Annotated in this window: 9 protein-coding genes and 2 tRNA genes; 9 read left to right on the top strand and 2 right to left on the bottom strand. The window is 44.3% G+C overall.

Going from position 1 to position 18,289, the window contains the following annotated elements; all coding sequences use genetic code 11:
* Positions 1–53: 53 nt before the first annotated feature.
* Both RDO37_RS00875 and RDO37_RS00870 read right to left on the bottom strand, forming a co-directional pair.
* Positions 54–129 (bottom strand) — tRNA-Ala (locus RDO37_RS00875).
* A 26-nt stretch (positions 130–155) separates the two neighbouring features.
* A tRNA-Ala gene (locus tag RDO37_RS00870) sits at positions 156–231 on the bottom strand.
* Positions 232–909: 678 nt separating this feature from the next.
* On the opposite strand from RDO37_RS00870, the gene parE reads away from it, so the two are divergent.
* The 9 genes from parE to bamB all read left to right on the top strand — a co-directional run bounded on the left by parE (position 910) and on the right by bamB (position 17,971).
* Positions 910–2,820: a DNA topoisomerase IV subunit B gene (parE, locus tag RDO37_RS00865; protein ID WP_308497785.1), complete on the top strand. Its 1,911-nt coding sequence runs from the start codon at positions 910–912 to the stop codon at positions 2,818–2,820.
* 609 nt (positions 2,821–3,429) lie between these two features.
* Complete coding sequence (flhB, locus tag RDO37_RS00860) at positions 3,430–4,566, top strand: flagellar biosynthesis protein FlhB (RefSeq protein WP_281710797.1); 1,137 nt, start codon at positions 3,430–3,432, stop codon at positions 4,564–4,566.
* Positions 4,567–5,893: 1,327 nt separating this feature from the next.
* On the top strand, positions 5,894–8,449 hold the full coding sequence (locus RDO37_RS00855; protein WP_308497784.1) for a glycogen/starch/alpha-glucan phosphorylase: 2,556 nt from the start codon (positions 5,894–5,896) through the stop codon (positions 8,447–8,449).
* 572 nt (positions 8,450–9,021) lie between these two features.
* Complete coding sequence (gene rlmN, locus RDO37_RS00850; RefSeq protein ID WP_027939891.1) at positions 9,022–10,167, top strand: 23S rRNA (adenine(2503)-C(2))-methyltransferase RlmN; 1,146 nt, start codon at positions 9,022–9,024, stop codon at positions 10,165–10,167.
* Between the two features lie 114 nt (positions 10,168–10,281).
* Complete coding sequence (locus tag RDO37_RS00845; protein ID WP_308497783.1) at positions 10,282–11,808, top strand: RodZ domain-containing protein; 1,527 nt, start codon at positions 10,282–10,284, stop codon at positions 11,806–11,808.
* A 424-nt stretch (positions 11,809–12,232) separates the two neighbouring features.
* On the top strand, positions 12,233–13,318 hold the full coding sequence (gene ispG, locus RDO37_RS00840) for a flavodoxin-dependent (E)-4-hydroxy-3-methylbut-2-enyl-diphosphate synthase (RefSeq protein WP_044121837.1): 1,086 nt from the start codon (positions 12,233–12,235) through the stop codon (positions 13,316–13,318).
* Positions 13,319–13,960: 642 nt separating this feature from the next.
* Entirely contained in the window at positions 13,961–15,235 is a 1,275-nt protein-coding gene (gene hisS / locus RDO37_RS00835; protein WP_273320211.1) for a histidine--tRNA ligase, read from the top strand.
* A 143-nt stretch (positions 15,236–15,378) separates the two neighbouring features.
* Positions 15,379–16,071, top strand: coding sequence for a tetratricopeptide repeat protein (locus RDO37_RS00830; RefSeq protein ID WP_273320214.1), 693 nt, complete (start codon positions 15,379–15,381; stop codon positions 16,069–16,071).
* 250 nt (positions 16,072–16,321) lie between these two features.
* On the top strand, positions 16,322–17,971 hold the full coding sequence (bamB, locus tag RDO37_RS00825; protein ID WP_308497782.1) for an outer membrane protein assembly factor BamB: 1,650 nt from the start codon (positions 16,322–16,324) through the stop codon (positions 17,969–17,971).
* Positions 17,972–18,289: the final 318 nt, after the last annotated feature.

Below are 18,289 nucleotides of genomic sequence, written 5' to 3'. Positions count from 1 at the left end.
CCTCTTGCATGCCATGCAAGCGCTCTCCCAACTGAGCTATAACCCCGAATCTATGGTGGAGGTATACGGGATCGAACCGTAGACCCTCTGCTTGCAAAGCAGATGCTCTCCCAACTGAGCTATACCCCCATCGGTGGTTTTTGTTTCTAACTTAATGGTGGAGCTAATCGGGATCGAACCGATGACCTCTTGCATGCCATGCAAGCGCTCTCCCAACTGAGCTATAACCCCACGTCGTCAGAAAACGTTGCCCATTATACAGTGTGCTTTCACACTGTCAACAACTTTCACAAAAATTTTACATCTTTTTTCCAATTACCCTTATTAAGATCATGATAAACGGCATATATATCAAATTATTGAGTGCAAAGTTGGCTCTAAAAGGATCTCCAAAAGAGCTCATTTGGCGCTCATTTTGCCTAAGAATGGCCTTTTCATGGGTTTTTAAAAGGAGCCTCTAATGGGGTTATTGCAAGGTTTACATGCAGAATAAGGCAGATAAGCCTTATTTGTGATGGCTTTTTAGTCAAGATCTAACGTCTAAGACATGCAATCTTAATTTCTTAAGGAGCACTTAACCGATTACAGTAGCTCAAGTTAGCTTTGAGATGGTCTTTAAGCTATTTTTTCCCACTTTGCACATCTTTGCCTTAAAGTGGGGTTAGCATGACGTGCAATTAAGAGCCCATTAGAAAGATAGCACTCCTTATATAAGGATGATAGCTTTAAGCTAGATGATGTTTTATGTGATGGACTGTGTGTAGTACATCTTATGCTGATTGTTTTTGGCTTGCAGTCATCTTTGTGCTATCTTTGCTCTCCTAGTTTTTATGTCATCAAATAAGTCGATTGCATTGTTGCTTTGCTTAATTTGATGATCTTGATGTCTTTATAGGATTTTCTGTCGGTATGGCAAAAGCAGAATCAACTTATGACGGCTCCTCGATTGAGGTGCTTGAAGGTCTTGAGCCTGTACGTCGCAGACCTGGTATGTATACCGATACAACCAGCCCAAATCACTTGGGTATGGAAGTTATCGATAACTCGGTTGACGAGGCCTTAGCAGGTCATGCCTCCCATATAGAGGTTGTACTTCATGATGATGAATCATTGGAGGTTACCGATAATGGTCGTGGTATGCCTGTTGATATGCATCCTACTGAAAAGGTTCCTGCAGTTGAGCTTATCTTTGCCAAGCTGCACGCTGGCGGTAAGTTCAATAAAGAAAACTACGGCTTCTCAGGTGGCTTGCATGGTGTAGGTGTGAGCGTGGTTAACGCACTGTCTACCCGTCTTGAAGCCAAGATTCAGCGTGAGGGCAAGATCTGGTTTATTGCCTATGAAAATGGCTATAAGGTAGAAGATCTGCATAGCATTGGTACTTGCAACAAGAAAGATACTGGTACTTCTATTCGTTTCTGGCCTGATGCTAAGTACTTTGATAATGGACACTTTGCCTTTAAGAGCTTAATGCATCTTTTAAAGGCAAAGGCTGTGTTATGCCCAAATCTCTCAGTACATTTTGTTAATGAGAAGACCGGTGAAGAATTTACTTGGACTCATGAGGGCTCTTTAGGTAATTACCTGTTAAATCAGTGTGATGGCCGTAAGATTCTGCCTGCGCCTCCATACTCAGAGGTAGTGAAGGCCGAAGACTCTGAAGTAGCCTTTGCAGTTACTTGGGAGCTTGAACATGCTGAGCCAGTACGCGAGTCATTCGTAAACCTAATTCCAACTGCTGAGGGTGGCACCCACGTTAATGGCTTAAGAGTAGGTTTACTCTCTGCTATGAGAGAGTTTTGCGATTTACATAATCTGCTGCCACGTGGTCTTAAGCTAACTGCAGATGATATTTGGATTGGCTGTTCTTTTGTTCTGTCAATTAAGATTCGCGATCCGCAGTTTGCTGGTCAGACTAAAGAGAAGCTCTCTTCTCGTGAGTGTGCTCAATTAGTCGATAACGCGGTTAAAGATCGTTTTTCCTTATATCTCAACTCCAATGTTGAGGCAGCAACAGCTTTAGCTAATCGTGTTATTAGTAACGCTAAGTCTCGAGAGGCTTCATCAAAGGTAGTAGAGCGTAAGAAGGCTACCCGTGGTCCTCAGCTGCCTGGTAAGTTAGTAGATTGCACCTCAACCGATCCTTCACGCTCAGAGCTCTTTATTGTAGAGGGTAACTCTGCAGGTGGTTCTGCTCGTCAAGCTCGTGATGCAACTTTCCAGGCTATTTTGCCGCTGCGTGGCAAGATCTTAAATACTTGGGAAGTATCGGGCTCTCGTGCTTTAGCTTCACAAGAAGTGCATGATATTTCAGTAGCGATCGGATTAGAGCCAGACTCTGATGACTTAAAGGGCCTGCGCTATAACAAGATTTGTATTCTTGCTGATGCTGATTCAGACGGTCTGCACATCGGTACCTTACTGTGCGCCTTGTTCGTGCGTCACTTTACTAAGTTAGTTCAAGAAGGTCACGTCTATGTGGCATGCCCTCCTCTTTTCCGTATCGACTGCGGTAAAGATAAGGCATATGCCTTAGATGAAGCTGAGCTTGAGCAAAAGCAAAAGCTATTTTTACGTCGTGGTGCTAAGCCAGAATCAATTAAGATTCAGCGCTTCAAAGGTTTAGGTGAGATGAACCCAGAGCAGCTCCATGAGACCACCTTAGCTCCTCAGTCACGTCGCCTTATTAAGCTGACCTTAGATGAAGAGAACCAAGAGGAAACCTTTGGTCTTATGGACATGTTGCTTGCATCTAAGCGTTCTGACGATCGCCGTCAGTGGCTTGAGGCTAATGGCAACCGTGCTGATCTCTTAGACTAAGCACAAACAGATATTAAGACGTGCAAATGTTCTTAAGCACTTAGTCTTCAAGCAAAAGCCTAGCTTTCTAAACATGAAAGCTAGGCTTTTGTGCTTTTATGGGCGATAAGTTATGGATAAGTTGCGCTAGCAAAAACTACACTAAGGGCGGAGCAATGCTACAGGCTATTTTTGTTCTTATGATGGGCAAAATGGTGCATAGCAATAGGTACATGTGCTTGCCTAGGTGATATTTGTCTAGTTTGCGCTTACATCAGGTGGTAATAAGAGAACAAAATTTGTAGAATTGCGTGGATGAGTACACATTGATCGCATAAAACACGAGCTTGCTGTTTTGTCTGCAAGGCTTGAGGCGCTTTATAGATAGCGTCTGCTTGCGATCGTATGAATCACCTTTAGTGCCAGTACTATGGATGCGTCCATAGTATTCCTAGCCTAGGTCAGTTAAAGCCCACCTTATTACAGCACTGCACGTAAATTGAGATCTCAAATCTTGCAGTAGTACTCATCAATATAGGTAATCTGGTGTCTTGTCATGCTTGTGCATGATGAGTACGACGTTATACGTCTTGGTCTTTAGTTGTCCTTAGCAATGACAGAGGAGATGAAATGGCCGAGTCGTCCGACGGACAGGAGAAGACCGAAGAGCCAACCGGTAAACGAATATCGGATGCGCGTAAAAAAGGTCAGCTCCCACGATCGAGAGAGGCAGGAACATTCTTTGTGCTGCTCTCAGGCGTAGCTTCCATTTGGCTGGTATCTCCTTACTTAGGTGAAGGAATGACCACCTTGATGAAGCATTCCTTTACTTTAACTAAGTCTCAAGCATTTGATACTTATGAAATGGGACGTGTGTTCTTCCAGGACATTGTGCTCGTCGCCATTCCTTTGCTTGCGATCTGTTTTTCGATGCTCGTTGCAGCATTCATTGGCAATATCATGATTGGTGGCATGAACTTCTCCACAGAAGCAATGATGCCAAAGCCAGACAAGCTCAACCCAATCAATGGATTCAAACGAATCTTTTCGATGAACTCGATAGTTGAGCTCATTAAGAGTATTGCTAAAGTAGCCTGTATCGGTTCGATTTGTTATTTCTTGATTAGTGGTCGTATCAACGAAATCTTGCGTCTTTCATACATTGATGTATTTGCCGCAGTACGTGATGCGATGAATATTCTCTTCATCTTCATGGTGATCATCGTGAGCGCCATGATTCCGATCATTATGATCGATGTGCCGTTCCAGTATTGGCAATATCGTCAGCAGTTACGTATGACCAAGCAGGAACTCAAGGATGAAATGAAAGAGACTGAGGGTAACCCTCAGATTAAGAGCCGTATGAAGCGTATGCAGTACGAAATGGCTGCACGACGCATGATGTCAAAGGTTCCAACTGCAGACGTGGTTGTTACAAACCCAACTCACTATGCGGTAGCTCTTTCTTATGATCCTAATGGCGAATTAGCACCAGTGGTTGTAGCTAAGGGTGTTGATGAGGTTGCAGAGAAGATCAAAGAGATTGCTCGCGAGTACAAGATTCCAGTTATGCAGCTGCCGCCTTTAGCTCGTTCTTTGTACTACACCACCGACTTAGACAGAGAAATTCCACGTGGTCTGTTCCAAGCTGTGGCACAAGTATTAGCATGGGTTATGGGTACTAAAGCTTATAACGAAGGCAAGGCTCCTAATCGACCTCGAGATCTTGATAAAGATCTGCCAATTCCAGATGAACTTAAGTTCTAGGAAAACTTGGATCTTGCAAAAAAGGCCCTGTAGATACGCTCTACGGGGCTTTTTCATTTTTAGTCTATAAAAATGTCAAAATTAGAGAGATCTTAAGATCTCCTCAAAAAATCAAAATGAGCTCATCTTGCGATTATGCCATCGTTAAGATCATGGCGAGGGTTGGTGTGGCCTTTAAGATGGAGAGGCTACGGTGGATCTGTTTTGGCTTGAACTCGTCATATTGTGCTCTGATGTGGGTAAATGGTGCTGGGTATAGTGATTGTAGAAAATGCAATATGTTAGCTTATGCTAACTTAAAGGCAGGTGGGATAACGTGGGTAGCAAGAGTGTGATCTGCCTTGTAAATCATGATGTAACTTGTGCTGAATTTTGGTGAAAAGTACGTGTATTTGCACTTGTTGTAAGCAACAGCACATCTTTTACAGAAGCTATGTGCTACAATCCTAGCTAGGCGTTATATATGCCTGATATGAATTATTTTTGTATTGGTATACAAATTATTCAGTTGGTAAACATACCTACAAGCACATACATGGTGGGTGCAAAAGCCTAGGTTGCTTTTTTACTGATTGACAACGCTTTAATAGCGCTTTGGTAGCTTTTACTAAAGCTTTATCAAGGTTTGAACAATCAGACAAAGCTTGGGAGTCTATGTAGGTGTTTCTTTGCTGCGTTAGCTTTGGCTATTGCTCAATGACTCTTATGTAGTTTTGCCATTCAAACAAGATAGCAATAAAAGCTATCTACTCATCTATGCACTCAAGTGTTCATACTTCCATAAGGTGTTTTTATGAAGCTTGAGACACTCTCCTTTGTGTGCTCAAAGACGTGTTTACTAAGACGAGCGTAATCGTACTTCCTAAAGTATTCACGCGTTGCACAGAACCATAGTGCATTAATAAATCTATACCCGATCCTGATGGAATCATGGTTTGATAGCTTGATTGCTTCAACTTATGGCGCTCATGCACCTGAGTGATATTCCGTTAGGCAACGCCATGCAATAAAAGGTAAGTCTGGTGCCAAGTTTATCTTGGTCAACTATGCACGGCGAGCTCTTAGTAGGGTGATATGTCTCGCACTGACCTTAAAGTTTGACGAGGCAGCCGACTTACTTGCTTTTGTTGTAAGGCAGGTTTGCGGTATAGATAGTTTTGCACAGGACTCTGTACACGCTATGTGTGTTGTAAAGCTTATCTAAGTTTTTACTTAAAGCTATTTAAAACAACATACTTGAGGACTAGTTTAGTCACAAGAAAACTTGGAGTGGTTTTATTACTCTCGTTTGTCCTCATATGCCGTAATCAATCTTTCGGAGGATTAAATGGCAAGCAAGCATTCTAAGAAGACTGCTAACACCACTGCAAAGGCCCCTGTGGCTGATGCAGTAAATACTGCTGCAGAGTGCTCATGCACTAATGACTTATTCCACCCAACAGTAGAGCAATTTAAAGACTCTATTACTACTCACTTAAGAAGATCTATTGGTACTTCTGAGAAGAAGGCCTCTCCTTTAGCTTGGTGGCAGGCTGTGGTTTATGCAGTAAACGAGCTCGTATTTGAGCGTTTAACTCAGACCCAGTTCACCCACGCATCTAACGATACCCGTGCTGTTAACTACCTGTCAGCTGAGTTCTTAATGGGCCGTCTGACTGTTAACAACATGTGCAACCTCGAAGTTTACGATACCTGTAAGAAAGCTTTAGCTGAGCTTGGTATCGATATCAACGAGCTGTGCGATGAAGAGCCAGATATGGCATTAGGTAACGGTGGTTTAGGTCGTCTTGCTGCCTGCTATATTGACTCTTTAGCTACATTAAAGTACCCATCTATCGGCTACGGTCTGCACTATGAGAACGGTCTGTTCCGTCAGGAAATCCGTGGTGGTCGCCAGGTTGAGCGTCCTGATTCATGGCGTGAGTACGGCTGCCCATGGGAAGTTTGCCGTCCTGAGTCTACCCAGGAAATCCCTGTAGGCGGTTACGTTGAGGTTCAGACTGCTCCTGATGGTACTGTGCAGAAAGTATGGCACCCTGCTCACATGATTAAGGGTGTACCTTGGGATATCCCTGTTGTAGGTTTCCGTGGCGCATCTGTTACCGTATTACGTCTGTGGGAATCTCGTGCAACTGAGCAGTTCAACTGGGACGTTTTCAACGCTGGCGGTTACGTAGACGCACAGGAAGAAAAGGCTCAGTGCGAGACCATCTCTAAGGTTCTCTATCCTAACGACTCTACTGAAGCAGGTAAGATGCTGCGTTTAACTCAGCAGTACTTCTTCTGCGCATGTTCCTTAAAGGACATTCTGCGTCGTTACAATCGTGCTCATCACCACGACTATTCTTCATTTGCAAGCAAGATTGCTATTCAGCTTAACGATACTCACCCAACTATTGCTGTTCCTGAGTTAATGCGTCTGCTCATTGATGAGGAAGGCTTATCATGGGATGCAGCATGGAAGATCGTAACTGAGGTATTTGCTTACACCAACCACACTCTGCTGCCTGAGGCATTAGAGAAGTGGCCTGTATACCTCTTTGAGCGTCTCCTGCCACGTCACTTAGAGATCATCTACGAAATCAATGCTCGCTTCTTAGACGGTGACGTTGAGCGTATGTGGCCAGGTGATAACGAAAAGCGTGCTAAGCTTTCTATTATCGAGGAAGGCCCATGCCGCATGGTTCGTATGGCTAACCTGTGTGTTATCGCATCCCGTCGCGTTAACGGCGTAGCTGAGATTCACTCTAAGCTCGTTCGTGAGCAGCTCTTCCCAGAGTTTGCTGCTATTTGGCCAGATCGTTTCTGCAACGTAACTAACGGTGTTACCCCACGTCGTTGGTTATTAGCATGTAACCCAGGCTTAGCTGAGCTCTACAACGAGGTTTCTGGTAAGGATTGGCCTCTGCACCTTGAGTCTTGCGCTAAGATGCGTCCATACGCTGACAACGCAGACTTCCGCAAGCGCTTCATGGATGTTAAGCACGCAAACAAGGTTGCTTTAGCTGCTGAAATCAAGAAGCTGTGTGGTGTTGATGTTGACCCTAACGCTCTGTTTGACGTTCAGGTTAAGCGTCTGCACGAGTACAAGCGTCAGCACTTAAACCTCTTATACATCTTAAGCTTATACAACGAGCTGCTCGCTGATCCTGCTAAGACCATCGTTCCTCAGGTCTTCATCTTCGGCGCTAAGGCTGCTCCTGCTTACACTCTTGCTAAGGACATTATTTACGCAATCAACAAGATTGGTGAGCGTATTAACAATGACCACCGCATCCGTAACCAGCTTAAGGTTGTCTTCATTCCTAACTACCGTGTAAGCTTAGCTGAGAAGATCATTCCAGCTGCTGACATCTCCGAGCAGATCTCTACTGCTGGTTATGAGGCTTCTGGTACTTCTAACATGAAGTTCTCCATGAATGGTGCCTTAACCTTAGGTACCATGGACGGTGCAAACATCGAAATCGTTGCTGAGGCCGGTGTAGAGAACAACTTCATCTTCGGTCTGTCAGTTGAAGAGGTTCAAGAGCTCAAGGCACGTGGTTACAACCCATGGGATTACTACAATGCCGATCCAGTTCTTAAGTCAGCTTTAGACTGGTTAGACACTGACTACTTCACCCCAGGTCAGGCCGGTGCCTTATCCTCCATCAAGCGTTCACTGTTAGATCACGGTGATCCATTCTTAGTACTTGCTGACTTTGCTTCATACCGCGATGCTCACAAGCGCGTAGAAGAGATGTACAAGGACAAGGAGCGTTGGGCACGCGCTGCTATCATCAACTCTGCATCTATGGGCAAGTTCTCATCAGATCGCTCCATCGAGGACTATGTACACAACATTTGGTCCTTAAAGAGCTTTGACGTTGCTGATAACAAGTAATTAAGCTAAAGCTTAGTTCAATTACAAGGTAGAGCCCATATCTACCTTACAAAAGGTCTTGTCTCACTTAACATGCTTGAGACAAGGCCTTTTTGCTTTTGAATGATTGCATAATCCCATAGCAAAATATGACTTTCTAAAGATTGCATAATCCCATAGCTAAATATGACTTTCTAAAGATTGCATAATCCCATAGCTAAATATGAATTTCTAAAGGAAGGTCTAGCTTAGTTGAGCTTAGGAAATTGGGTGTAATTTAATGCCTGAGGCCTCTTGGGCCGTTATTGGTAAATTTTGGCTGAATAGCTGTCATTGTTGCGGTTTTTTTGCGTTGTATGTCGCAAAATTTTTGTATAATTTAGTGTTTGTGCCAAAACTTACAAGCACTATAACTGTCTTTTTTGAGTCAATTATAAGTAGCGTTAGTAGATCACGGCTGCTCTTAGCATGGTAGTGGTCTAGTTAAGGCCTTACTCCTAAATTCTTTAGGATTCTGTTTTAATGTGGTTGCAGCGCAGATGCGCTGAAAAACGTCTTACCCCAAGGTAGCTGCGTTTTTCCAGAGAGGTGTTATGTCAGAGAATCTTGTCAACTTAATGAACCTTGATCCAGATGGCTTAAAAGAGTTTTGTGTGGCTCATGGTGAAAAGCCATTCAGAGCAACTCAGATCTTAAAGTGGATCTACCAATGGGGCGTAGTTGACTTTGATGAGATGTCCAACATCAAAAAAGACACTCGTGCCATGTTAAAGAAGGTAGCTACTATTCAGGCTCCTGAGATCGTAAGTGAACAAAAATCTGCAGACGGCACCATTAAGTGGGCTTTAGATGTAGGCGATGGCTCATTAGTTGAGACTGTATTAATTCCAGAGCCTGATCGTAACACTTTATGTATTTCTACTCAGGTAGGCTGCCCGGTTAAGTGCTCATTCTGCCGTACCGGTAAGTCAGGCTATAGCCGCAACCTTACTGTAAGTGAAATCATTGGCCAGGTATGGCGTGCTGCTACCCGTGTTGGTTTTAGCGAGAATGGTGAGTACAAGCCAATCTCCAACATCGTAATGATGGGCATGGGTGAGCCTTTATTAAACGTACAAAACGTTTTATCTGTAACCAAGATTTTGCTTTCTGATAATGCTTTTGCTTTATCTAAGCGCCGCGTTACTATCTCTACAAGTGGTATTGTTCCTGCCCTCAATAAGATCGCAGGCAAGGTAGACGTGGCTTTAGCATTATCCTTACACGCTCCGAACGATGAGTTACGTGACGTGCTCGTACCAGTTAATCAGAAGTTCCCACTTAAGGATCTGTTAGCTGCAGTACGTAATTACATTGATAATTCCAATGCCAACTGTGGTCGAGTCACTATTGAATATGTACTGCTCGATCATGTAAACGATTCAACCGATCAGGCCCATGAACTTGCCGCGCTCTTAAAGGACATTCCTTGTAAGATCAATTTAATTCCATTCAATCCTCATGAGGATTCTGAATATAAGCGCCCAAGTAACAGCCGTATCGATCGCTTCTTTAAGGTGCTCACTGAACAGTACGGTATGACTGTGATTACCCGTACCACTCGTGGTGATGATATCGCCGCCGCTTGTGGTCAGCTTGCTGGTCAAGTTCAGCAGCGTCGTCTGCGCGGTTTAAATGAGCAGCTTGAGAAGCTCAAAGACACCAAGATTGAGGCTAAGGTCAGCACAGGTAAGGAATAAGATAAATACACCATTACCTCAAATTTGCTAGGTAATGGGTTTATCAAACAACTGTGTCAGTCTTAGCAAAATTCTGCTGCAGCGTGTCAAAGCACGCGTACATGAGGCTAAAAAATGGCAGCAAAGTCCAACAAAAACAAGTCAAAATCTGGCGGCATGACCCTTGAGGACGCTATCGAAAAGTCACGTGTTCAAGTTGCCAACAATCCAGAGCTCGTTGAGAAGAAGAAGTCCAACGCTAAAGGTGGTGAAGTTAAATCAGAGTCTTTGCGCTCTAAGTCTTTCTTTCCTCAAGGAATCGATACCTCCGGTTTAGAGGAAAATGAGAAAGACGAGAACCTCAAAGTCAAACCTGATGCGCTCGAGCCTCCAAAGGTTAACCCTTACACTTACGAGTCTGACGAAGAGAACGAAAAGAAGCCTTATGAAGAGCTTACTGCAGGACAGCTGTTACGTTCTCATCGTATTAAGCGCAAGATGTCAATCAACGAAGTTGCCAACGAGATTCGTGCTCGCCCAGCTACTGTTGCTGATATCGAAAACGATCGTATGTGTTTCCATACCGTTAAAGATTTTGCTGAGAGCTTTATTGGTCGTTACGGCAAGCTCTTTGGTCTGGATCAAGATGATTTAATTGCGCGTTATCGTAAGCAGCTTGCTCAGAGCATTACTGTTATCTCTGATGAAAAGCCAAAAAAGAAGTTTGATATTCAGCTTGCGCGTAGTTGGCTGATGGTGGTGTTAGTAGTCTTAGTGGCTACTGCAGGCTATTTTGTCTTCTCTGCTCAAGAGGCAAGCAAAAATGAAGAGCAGAAGGTTCAAATAGCACAGAACGCACAGATTGATACCACTCAAAGTGCTGTAGAGATCTATGCCTCAAACGCACCACAGAACGGCCAAGGCCAAGTAGTGATTCAGGATCCTAATAACCAAAATGGTCCTGAGGTACGTGTAGTTGATGAAAATACTGCTCGTGCTACTGCTCAGCAAATGGCTATGCAGCAAAGTGCTGATGGCTCTATCGATTTGAAGCCTGCTCAGGCAGCAAAGGAGAAGTCTCCGCTTGACCTTCCTCCAAATGCCAACATAAGTGTTGCTAACAATGCCAACATTGGCAATGCCAATATCACAGTTGCTAACAATGCCAACAACGGCAATGTCAATATGAGCAATGCCAACATAGGCAATGCCAATATCACTGCGCCAGCACAGACTAATATGACTGTTGCTACCGAGCAAAGGGATGAAAAGCTTGCTCAAGCTAAAGCCAAAGCTGAGGCAGAAGCTAAGGCAAAAGCAGAGGCTGAGGCAAAAGCAAAGGAAGCTGCCAAGGATGTGGAGCTAAGTGGTAACCTCAAGAACATCTCAAGTTCTGTTCGCGTGGTAAACCGTGATGGTCTAGCATCTTTAAATCGTGCCGAGATTAGCGTAATCAAGAGAGTTGCCTTAAAGGTTGTTGATAGCAGCGGTAAGGTGTTAGCCTCTGGTACATACGACAATGGCGATAGCGTGAAGGTAACTGGTATTCCGCCAATTAATGTACAGATCTCTTCAACTGACGCGGTGAAGATTTCATACATGGGCGGTCATATCTCTATGCCAGCAGGTAAGCAAGTTAAGTTCGACCTGCCAATGCGCTAAAAGAAATAAAGCCATATATATGGCTGGTGATGACAAGCATCATTAAAAACAGGGCTAATTCTTAGGCTTTGCTACTTGATGATGCTATGAGCTTTTTAAAGGGGTAACTGCAGAGCCTATGGCTTTGTTGTTACCCCTTTTTGCTGCATAAAGCCTAGATTTGTCGGTATGATTGAGCTTTTAGCGCAACTTTGCTGCATAGATTAATTTTGTGTAGTACATTATGAAGATTAAGCTTGGCCATTGCTTTGCTGTATTTGTGCAATGGTGCGGGCACATAGTTTTATTTTGCTGTACTCCAGATAAAGTAAAGAGGCAATGTCTTTACATTAAAGCTGGCAGGATAGGTAGGCTAGACCAAGACTAAAGCTGTATATGGTGCTTTGCTTGGTGCATTTGAACTACCTTATTGAGAGGAATATCAATGGAATGGCAGGCTCCTGAGATCAAGCGTCGTAAGTCACGTCAGATCAAGGTTGGTTCAGTACTTGTTGGCGGTGATGCTCCAATTTCAGTTCAGAGTATGACTTGCACTGAGACCTTAGATGTTGAGGCTACTGTAAAGCAGGTTAATGATCTTGCAGATGTTGGTGCAGATATCGTACGTGTATCTGTTCCTACACTACCTGCTGCCGAAGCTTTTAAGAGCATTTGTGCGCAATCTAAGGTTCCTGTCGTTGCAGATATTCACTTTGACTATCGTATTGCTATTGCTTGTGCCGAGAATGGTGCTGCAGCTTTACGTATCAATCCAGGCAATATCGGCTCACGTGAAAAAGTTGAGGCAGTGTGCCAGGCAGCTAAAGACCACGGTCTGCCAATTCGTGTGGGTGTAAATGCAGGCTCCTTAGATAAGGATCTGCTCGATAAGTATGGTTCTCCAACCCCTGATGCAATGGTTGAGGCTGCACTACGTTCAGCTGATATTCTAGAGAGCCACAACTTTAGAGATTACGCCTTCTCTGTAAAGGCATCTGAGCTTAACTTATGCGTCGCTGCTTATGAAAAGCTGGCTTCTGAGTGTGATGCTCCTCTGCACTTAGGTATTACTGAGGCAGGTGGTTTAACTGGCGGTACCGTACTTTCATCTATCGGTTTAGGCTTACTCTTATCTAAGGGTATTGGTGATACTCTGCGTGTTTCTTTAGCTGCCGACCCAATTGAAGAGGTTAAGGTAGGTTGGGCTATCTTAAAGAGCATGCACTTAAGAACCCGTGGTATTAACGTGGTTGCTTGTCCAACTTGTTCACGTCGTGGTTTAGATGTAGTTGGTACTGTTAAGTCCTTAGAAGAAAAGCTCTCAGACATTCGTCAGCCTGTTAAGGTTGCTGTGATGGGCTGTATCGTTAACGGCCCAGGTGAGGCATTACGTGCTGATGTTGCTATCTGTGGCGGTAAGAATGGCATGTCCATGATCTACGAAAACGGCGAAATGATGGGTCGCATCAAGAACGAAGAGATCATCGATCGTTTAGAAAGCCGCGTCCGCGCCATCGCTGCTACCAAATAATTTAGATAGTTGTGTCCGCGCCATCGCTGCTACCAAATAATTTAGATAGTTGTGTCCGTGCCATCGCTGCCACTAAATAATTTAGATAGTTGCGCCCACAAATATTTTAGAAAGCTTGTTTATGCGCAATCGGTTGACGGCTTAGCGGCTGCCAAATAATCTAGCAAGCTTGTTTACACGCGTAACGTGATATAGCGCTTGAGGCTGCCAAATAAGCTAGCAAGCAGCAAGCTCCTGAGGTTTGCTTGATGGTGGCGCAATGCAAACAATTGAAAACGGCATATCTTCTTAGCTTGAAGGTGTGCCGTTTTGCTTTTTGATGGTATGTGAACAAATATGAGGTGGTAGTTAGTCTGTGTTATGAGGCTAGCTGATGCCTTAACTTATGTGGATTGAGGACAAATTGAGCTTATCTTTGCCGATTGTATGAAATAGTGCTTGCAACGGGGCGTGTCTTTTCATAATCTTAACAGTTGCATTTTTTCGGCTAAGACTAAGTTATAGCTAAGCACAATCGCGTACAATAGCTGTTTACTGTGCAATGAGCAGGACTTGTTAGCAAATGCCTTGTTTAGTCAAAAGCGAGATATTTGCTAAAGGTTCTGTCGGTTTTAGAAGAATCAAGTTAAAGGATCGAGAGTAATGGCCCAGTCTATTCAGGCAATTCGCGGTATGAACGATCTGCTTCCTGAGGATACTTCCGTCTGGCAGCAGGTTGAGAAGGTCTTACGTGACACTACAGCCTCTTTTGGCTATAGCGAAGTACGTATGCCTATCGTTGAGCAGACCAATCTTTTCTGCCGTGCTATCGGTGAAGTGACCGATGTTGTAGAAAAGGAAATGTACACTTTCGAGGATCGTTCAGGTGATAGCTTATCACTGCGTCCTGAGGGTACAGCAGGTTGTGTGCGTGCTGCCTTAGAACACTCATTAATCTACAATCAGGAGCAAAGACTGTGGTACATGGGCCCAATGTTCCGTCATGAGCGTCCACAAAAGGGTCGTTACCGTCAGTTCCATCAACTTGGCGTTGAAGTGTTTGGTTTAAATGGTCCAGACATCGATGCTGAGATCATTGCCCTTAGCAATGAGATTTGGCAAAAGTTAGGTATTAGCGAGCACTTATGTTTAGAGCTCAATACCTTGGGCAATGCCGAAGAACGCGCTGCTTACAAAGAGAACTTAGTTAAGTACTTAGAGGCTCACTTTGAGGATCTGGATGAGGATTCTAAGCGTCGTACTCACACCAACCCACTGCGTGTGTTAGACAGCAAGGATGAAAAGGTTCAAGAGATCTTAAAAGGCGCTCCATCCTTATACGATTTCTTAGGCGAAGAAAGCCGTAACCACTTTGAAACCTTACAAAAGCACCTGACCTCTTTAGGCATTAGCTTTAAGATTAACCCACGCTTAGTACGTGGTCTTGATTACTACAATCTGACCGTATTTGAGTGGACTACTACTGCTTTAGGTGCTCAGGGTACTGTTTGCGGCGGTGGTCGTTATGACGGCTTAGTCGAGCAGTTAGGTGGCAAGGCAACTAAGGCTGTTGGTTTTGGTTTAGGTTTAGAGCGTTTAGTGCTTCTCCTTACTACTTTAGAAAAAGTAGCACCTAAGCCACAGGTAGATGTATATGTTTGCGGTATGGGTGAAGAGGCTGAAGCTGAGCAATTACTCTTATGCCGTGACTTACGTGCAGCTTTACCTGGTGTAAAGATTATGAACCACTGCGGCGGCGGTAACTTCAAGAAGCTGTTAAAGCGTGCTGACAAGGTTCAAGCTAAGGTGGCTGTGATCTTTGGCGATGATGAGCTTAAGAACAACACCCTGTCAATTAAGGACATGGCAGCTCAAGATCAGCAGACTGTATCTCGCACTGATGCAGCTGCAGCTATTCAGGCTATCTTAAACAAGTAAGCACTGCATGGCAGCCACAAGGCAGCTGTAGGATTTAATGCTTACTTAAACGAATATTTGATTATGGCTTAGGCTAGTGTTGCTTAAGCCCAACTTACGGCAGAGCTTGTGTATAAGCTTAGCCGCAACTAAATGAGGTCAAGATGGATATCTTAACTGATGAGCATGAAAGAGAAGAGGCCGTCCGAAAGTGGTGGCATGAGCACTGGAAGTCAATTGCCTTAGGTGTCACTATTGCTCTTGCTGGTCTCGTGGGCGTACGTCAGTACCAGGCTTATCAGCTTTCTGAAGATCAGAAGACTGCCTATGAGGTTTATCAGCTGCAAAAGCAGATCTCCACTCAGGGCGTAAATGCAATGAGCGATGCTCAGGCATTTTTAGATCAGCATAAAGACGCTTTTGGTGCCATCTTAGCTTTAGATATGGCTAATGCTCAGATCCGCGCTAAGAACTACGTAGAAGCCGAAAAGTTTGCTTCATTTGCTGCAGCTAATGGTGGTGATCTTATCGCTCCTCAGGCCTCCATCATCAAGGCACGCCTCTTAACCCAAGATGGCAAGACTGATGAGGCTTTAAAGACTCTTGATAGCATCAAGTCAACTGCCTACAAGGCTGAGGTTGCAGAAACTCGTGGTGACATCTACATGTCATTAAACGATCGTGCTAATGCACGTACTGCATATCTTGATGCCATCAATACTAACAAGGCTGACAAGATTCAGATTAGCCCAATGTTACAGCTCAAGTTCGATAATGTAATTGTTGAGGGTGATACTCCAGCCTACAAGATTGTCGCTGAGCAGGCTAAGGAAATGTCAGCAGTTTCAGCTCAGTAATTGCTAAAGCCATAGGCCAAAGCGCTCAAGAGAGTAGCTTGATGAGACATAATGAGATCTCATGAGGCCTTTGGTTTTCAATTATGAGCGTGACACTATTGTTGATGTTAACTAGGCTACAATAGTGCTTCTTTCATTTTCTTAGCTTAGGTACTGGCAAAGTAGTTGTCTTAGTCTAAAAAGGCTTAAAAGATAGGGCTAATACAGCTACAATACCTCATGCAAGCCTGAATTTTCGGAAGTTAATACCATGTTAAAGTTAAAACCAGCCTTTGCCTTAATGCTAGCTTTACCAGTTATCGTGGGTTGTTCTACTAATGACAACCGTTACGATCCTGTTGATGCTCCTGAAATCAAAAATCTGTTCAGCCTGGATGAGGTATGGTCTAGCTCAACTGGTGGTACTGGTGATTTCTATTCAGAGCTTACCGTAGCTTTCGATGCTAACAATGTCTACACTGCATCTCGCGATGGCGATGTAATGGCATTGACTTTAGATCTTGGCTCTAAGGTTTGGTCAGTTGACTTGGCTGACGAGGATGAGAACGATGAGCGTCGTTCTGCTCGTGTTTCTGGTGGTGTAGCTCTCGGCGGTGGCAAGATTGCTGTTGGCTCTGAAAACGGCTATGTCTATGTACTTAATGCTAAAGATGGCTCTATTCTTTGGAAGAAGTACATTGAGGCTGAGGTAATTGCTCGTCCTGCTTTCTCTGCCTCTGGCGATAAGCTGTTTGTTTTAGATGCTCGTGGTAACTTTACTGCTTTTAATGCCTTAGATGGTTCTAAGCTGTGGGTTACTGGTGATGCTCCACAGGAGCTGCGCTTAAGAGCCCAGTCAAATCCATTAGTTGTTGGCGATGAGTATGTATTAGTTGGCACTTCCTCAGGCAAGGTCAACATTCTGCTGCAGTCTAATGGCTCTACTGTAAATCAGGTTAATGTTGGTGAGTCTGTAGGCAAGACCGCTCTTGAGCGTATTGCCGATGTGTCCTCATCCCCACTCATCTTAGGCAACGTTCTGTACGCAACTTCTTTTTCAGGCGGTATGGTGCAGTACGATCTGTCTACCTTCAACTACATCATGCGTTTAGGCTATCAGTCAAGCCGTGATTTAGGTTATGACGAGCACTCCATCTTAGTAACTGCTGATGATGGTACCGTCTCTTGTATCAATCGTGCTGACAGCTCACAACGTTGGGCTAATACCTCTTTAGGCTATCGTCAGGTAACCGCTCCAGTCGTTTTTGGCAACTACGCAGTGGTTGGCGATTATGAGGGTTATATTTACTTCCTCGACATGCAAGATGGCTCGATTGATTACATGGAGCAATCTGACAGCTCTGGTATTAGCGCTCAGCCAAAGGTACAAAACGGCAAGCTCTATGTAATGGCAAAGGACGGCTCATTAAATGTTTACAGCTACACAGACCAAGGTCGTGCAAGTGCTGCTGTATCTGTTGAGCAGAGCAATGACATGTTAGCTGCAAGTGCTGCAGCTGGTCTGACCCTCAATCACCCTGGTGTTTACGATGGCGGTATTTACGCTCCATCTGGTGTAAGCCAGGAGGCTTTAGAGCAACGTCGTGCTGCTATTATTCGTGCTGTAGCTCAGCAAGAGGCTCAGATTGCTGCTCAAAGACGTGCAGCTGAAGAGGCTATGCGTGCTCGTGCTGAGTACGAGAAGCGTCGTGCCGCTTATGAAGAAGAGCGTCGTGAGCGCCTCTCTGGCTTCGGTATTGCTCAGGGTATCCGCTCCGATCTTGATGAGGCTGAAGATACTGCAAGTGAGAGTGCCGATACTGAGTACGTAGAGGAGAACAATACTGAGGCAACTACTGAGTCAGCTACTAACGACTCAGAAGATGACAACACCAAGTCATCAGGCTTTGGTATCTACTAAAGTACTCAAGCTAAGGTCAAGAACGCCTAAGCTTTACTAAATTTTGTGCTCTGTTAGAGCCATAAAAACAGGCCTGTCTAGATTTTCTAGGCAGGCTTTGTTTTTTGTGATTTTGCTTGCAGTTCTAGACAATTGCGGGCAAAATACACCACAGATTTTGAGGCAGAGTTTCTGTCCAAAAATTTTAGATTCATAAGACGAGCATGGATACTTAAGCCTTGCATACTATTCACGTCTTTTGTTTCTAAAAGCTGGTACGCTTGTAGCGCATCAGTGTCATGTGATGTGTGACCGCAATTGTTGGTAAGAGGGGCTCAT

Origin of the sequence: uncultured Anaerobiospirillum sp. (assembly GCF_902485895.1) — a bacterium.
Classification (GTDB): domain Bacteria; phylum Pseudomonadota; class Gammaproteobacteria; order Enterobacterales; family Succinivibrionaceae; genus Anaerobiospirillum; species Anaerobiospirillum succiniciproducens.
This window is presented reverse-complemented; position numbering and strand designations above follow the sequence as displayed.

Coding starts and splice junctions, on each gene's coding strand:
- parE (WP_308497785.1), top strand. CDS start 910: ATGGCAAAAGCAGAATCAACTTATGACGGCTCCTCGATTGAGGTGCTT.
- flhB (WP_281710797.1), top strand. CDS start 3,430: ATGGCCGAGTCGTCCGACGGACAGGAGAAGACCGAAGAGCCAACCGGT.
- RDO37_RS00855 (WP_308497784.1), top strand. CDS start 5,894: ATGGCAAGCAAGCATTCTAAGAAGACTGCTAACACCACTGCAAAGGCC.
- rlmN (WP_027939891.1), top strand. CDS start 9,022: ATGTCAGAGAATCTTGTCAACTTAATGAACCTTGATCCAGATGGCTTA.
- RDO37_RS00845 (WP_308497783.1), top strand. CDS start 10,282: ATGGCAGCAAAGTCCAACAAAAACAAGTCAAAATCTGGCGGCATGACC.
- ispG (WP_044121837.1), top strand. CDS start 12,233: ATGGAATGGCAGGCTCCTGAGATCAAGCGTCGTAAGTCACGTCAGATC.
- hisS (WP_273320211.1), top strand. CDS start 13,961: ATGGCCCAGTCTATTCAGGCAATTCGCGGTATGAACGATCTGCTTCCT.
- RDO37_RS00830 (WP_273320214.1), top strand. CDS start 15,379: ATGGATATCTTAACTGATGAGCATGAAAGAGAAGAGGCCGTCCGAAAG.
- bamB (WP_308497782.1), top strand. CDS start 16,322: ATGTTAAAGTTAAAACCAGCCTTTGCCTTAATGCTAGCTTTACCAGTT.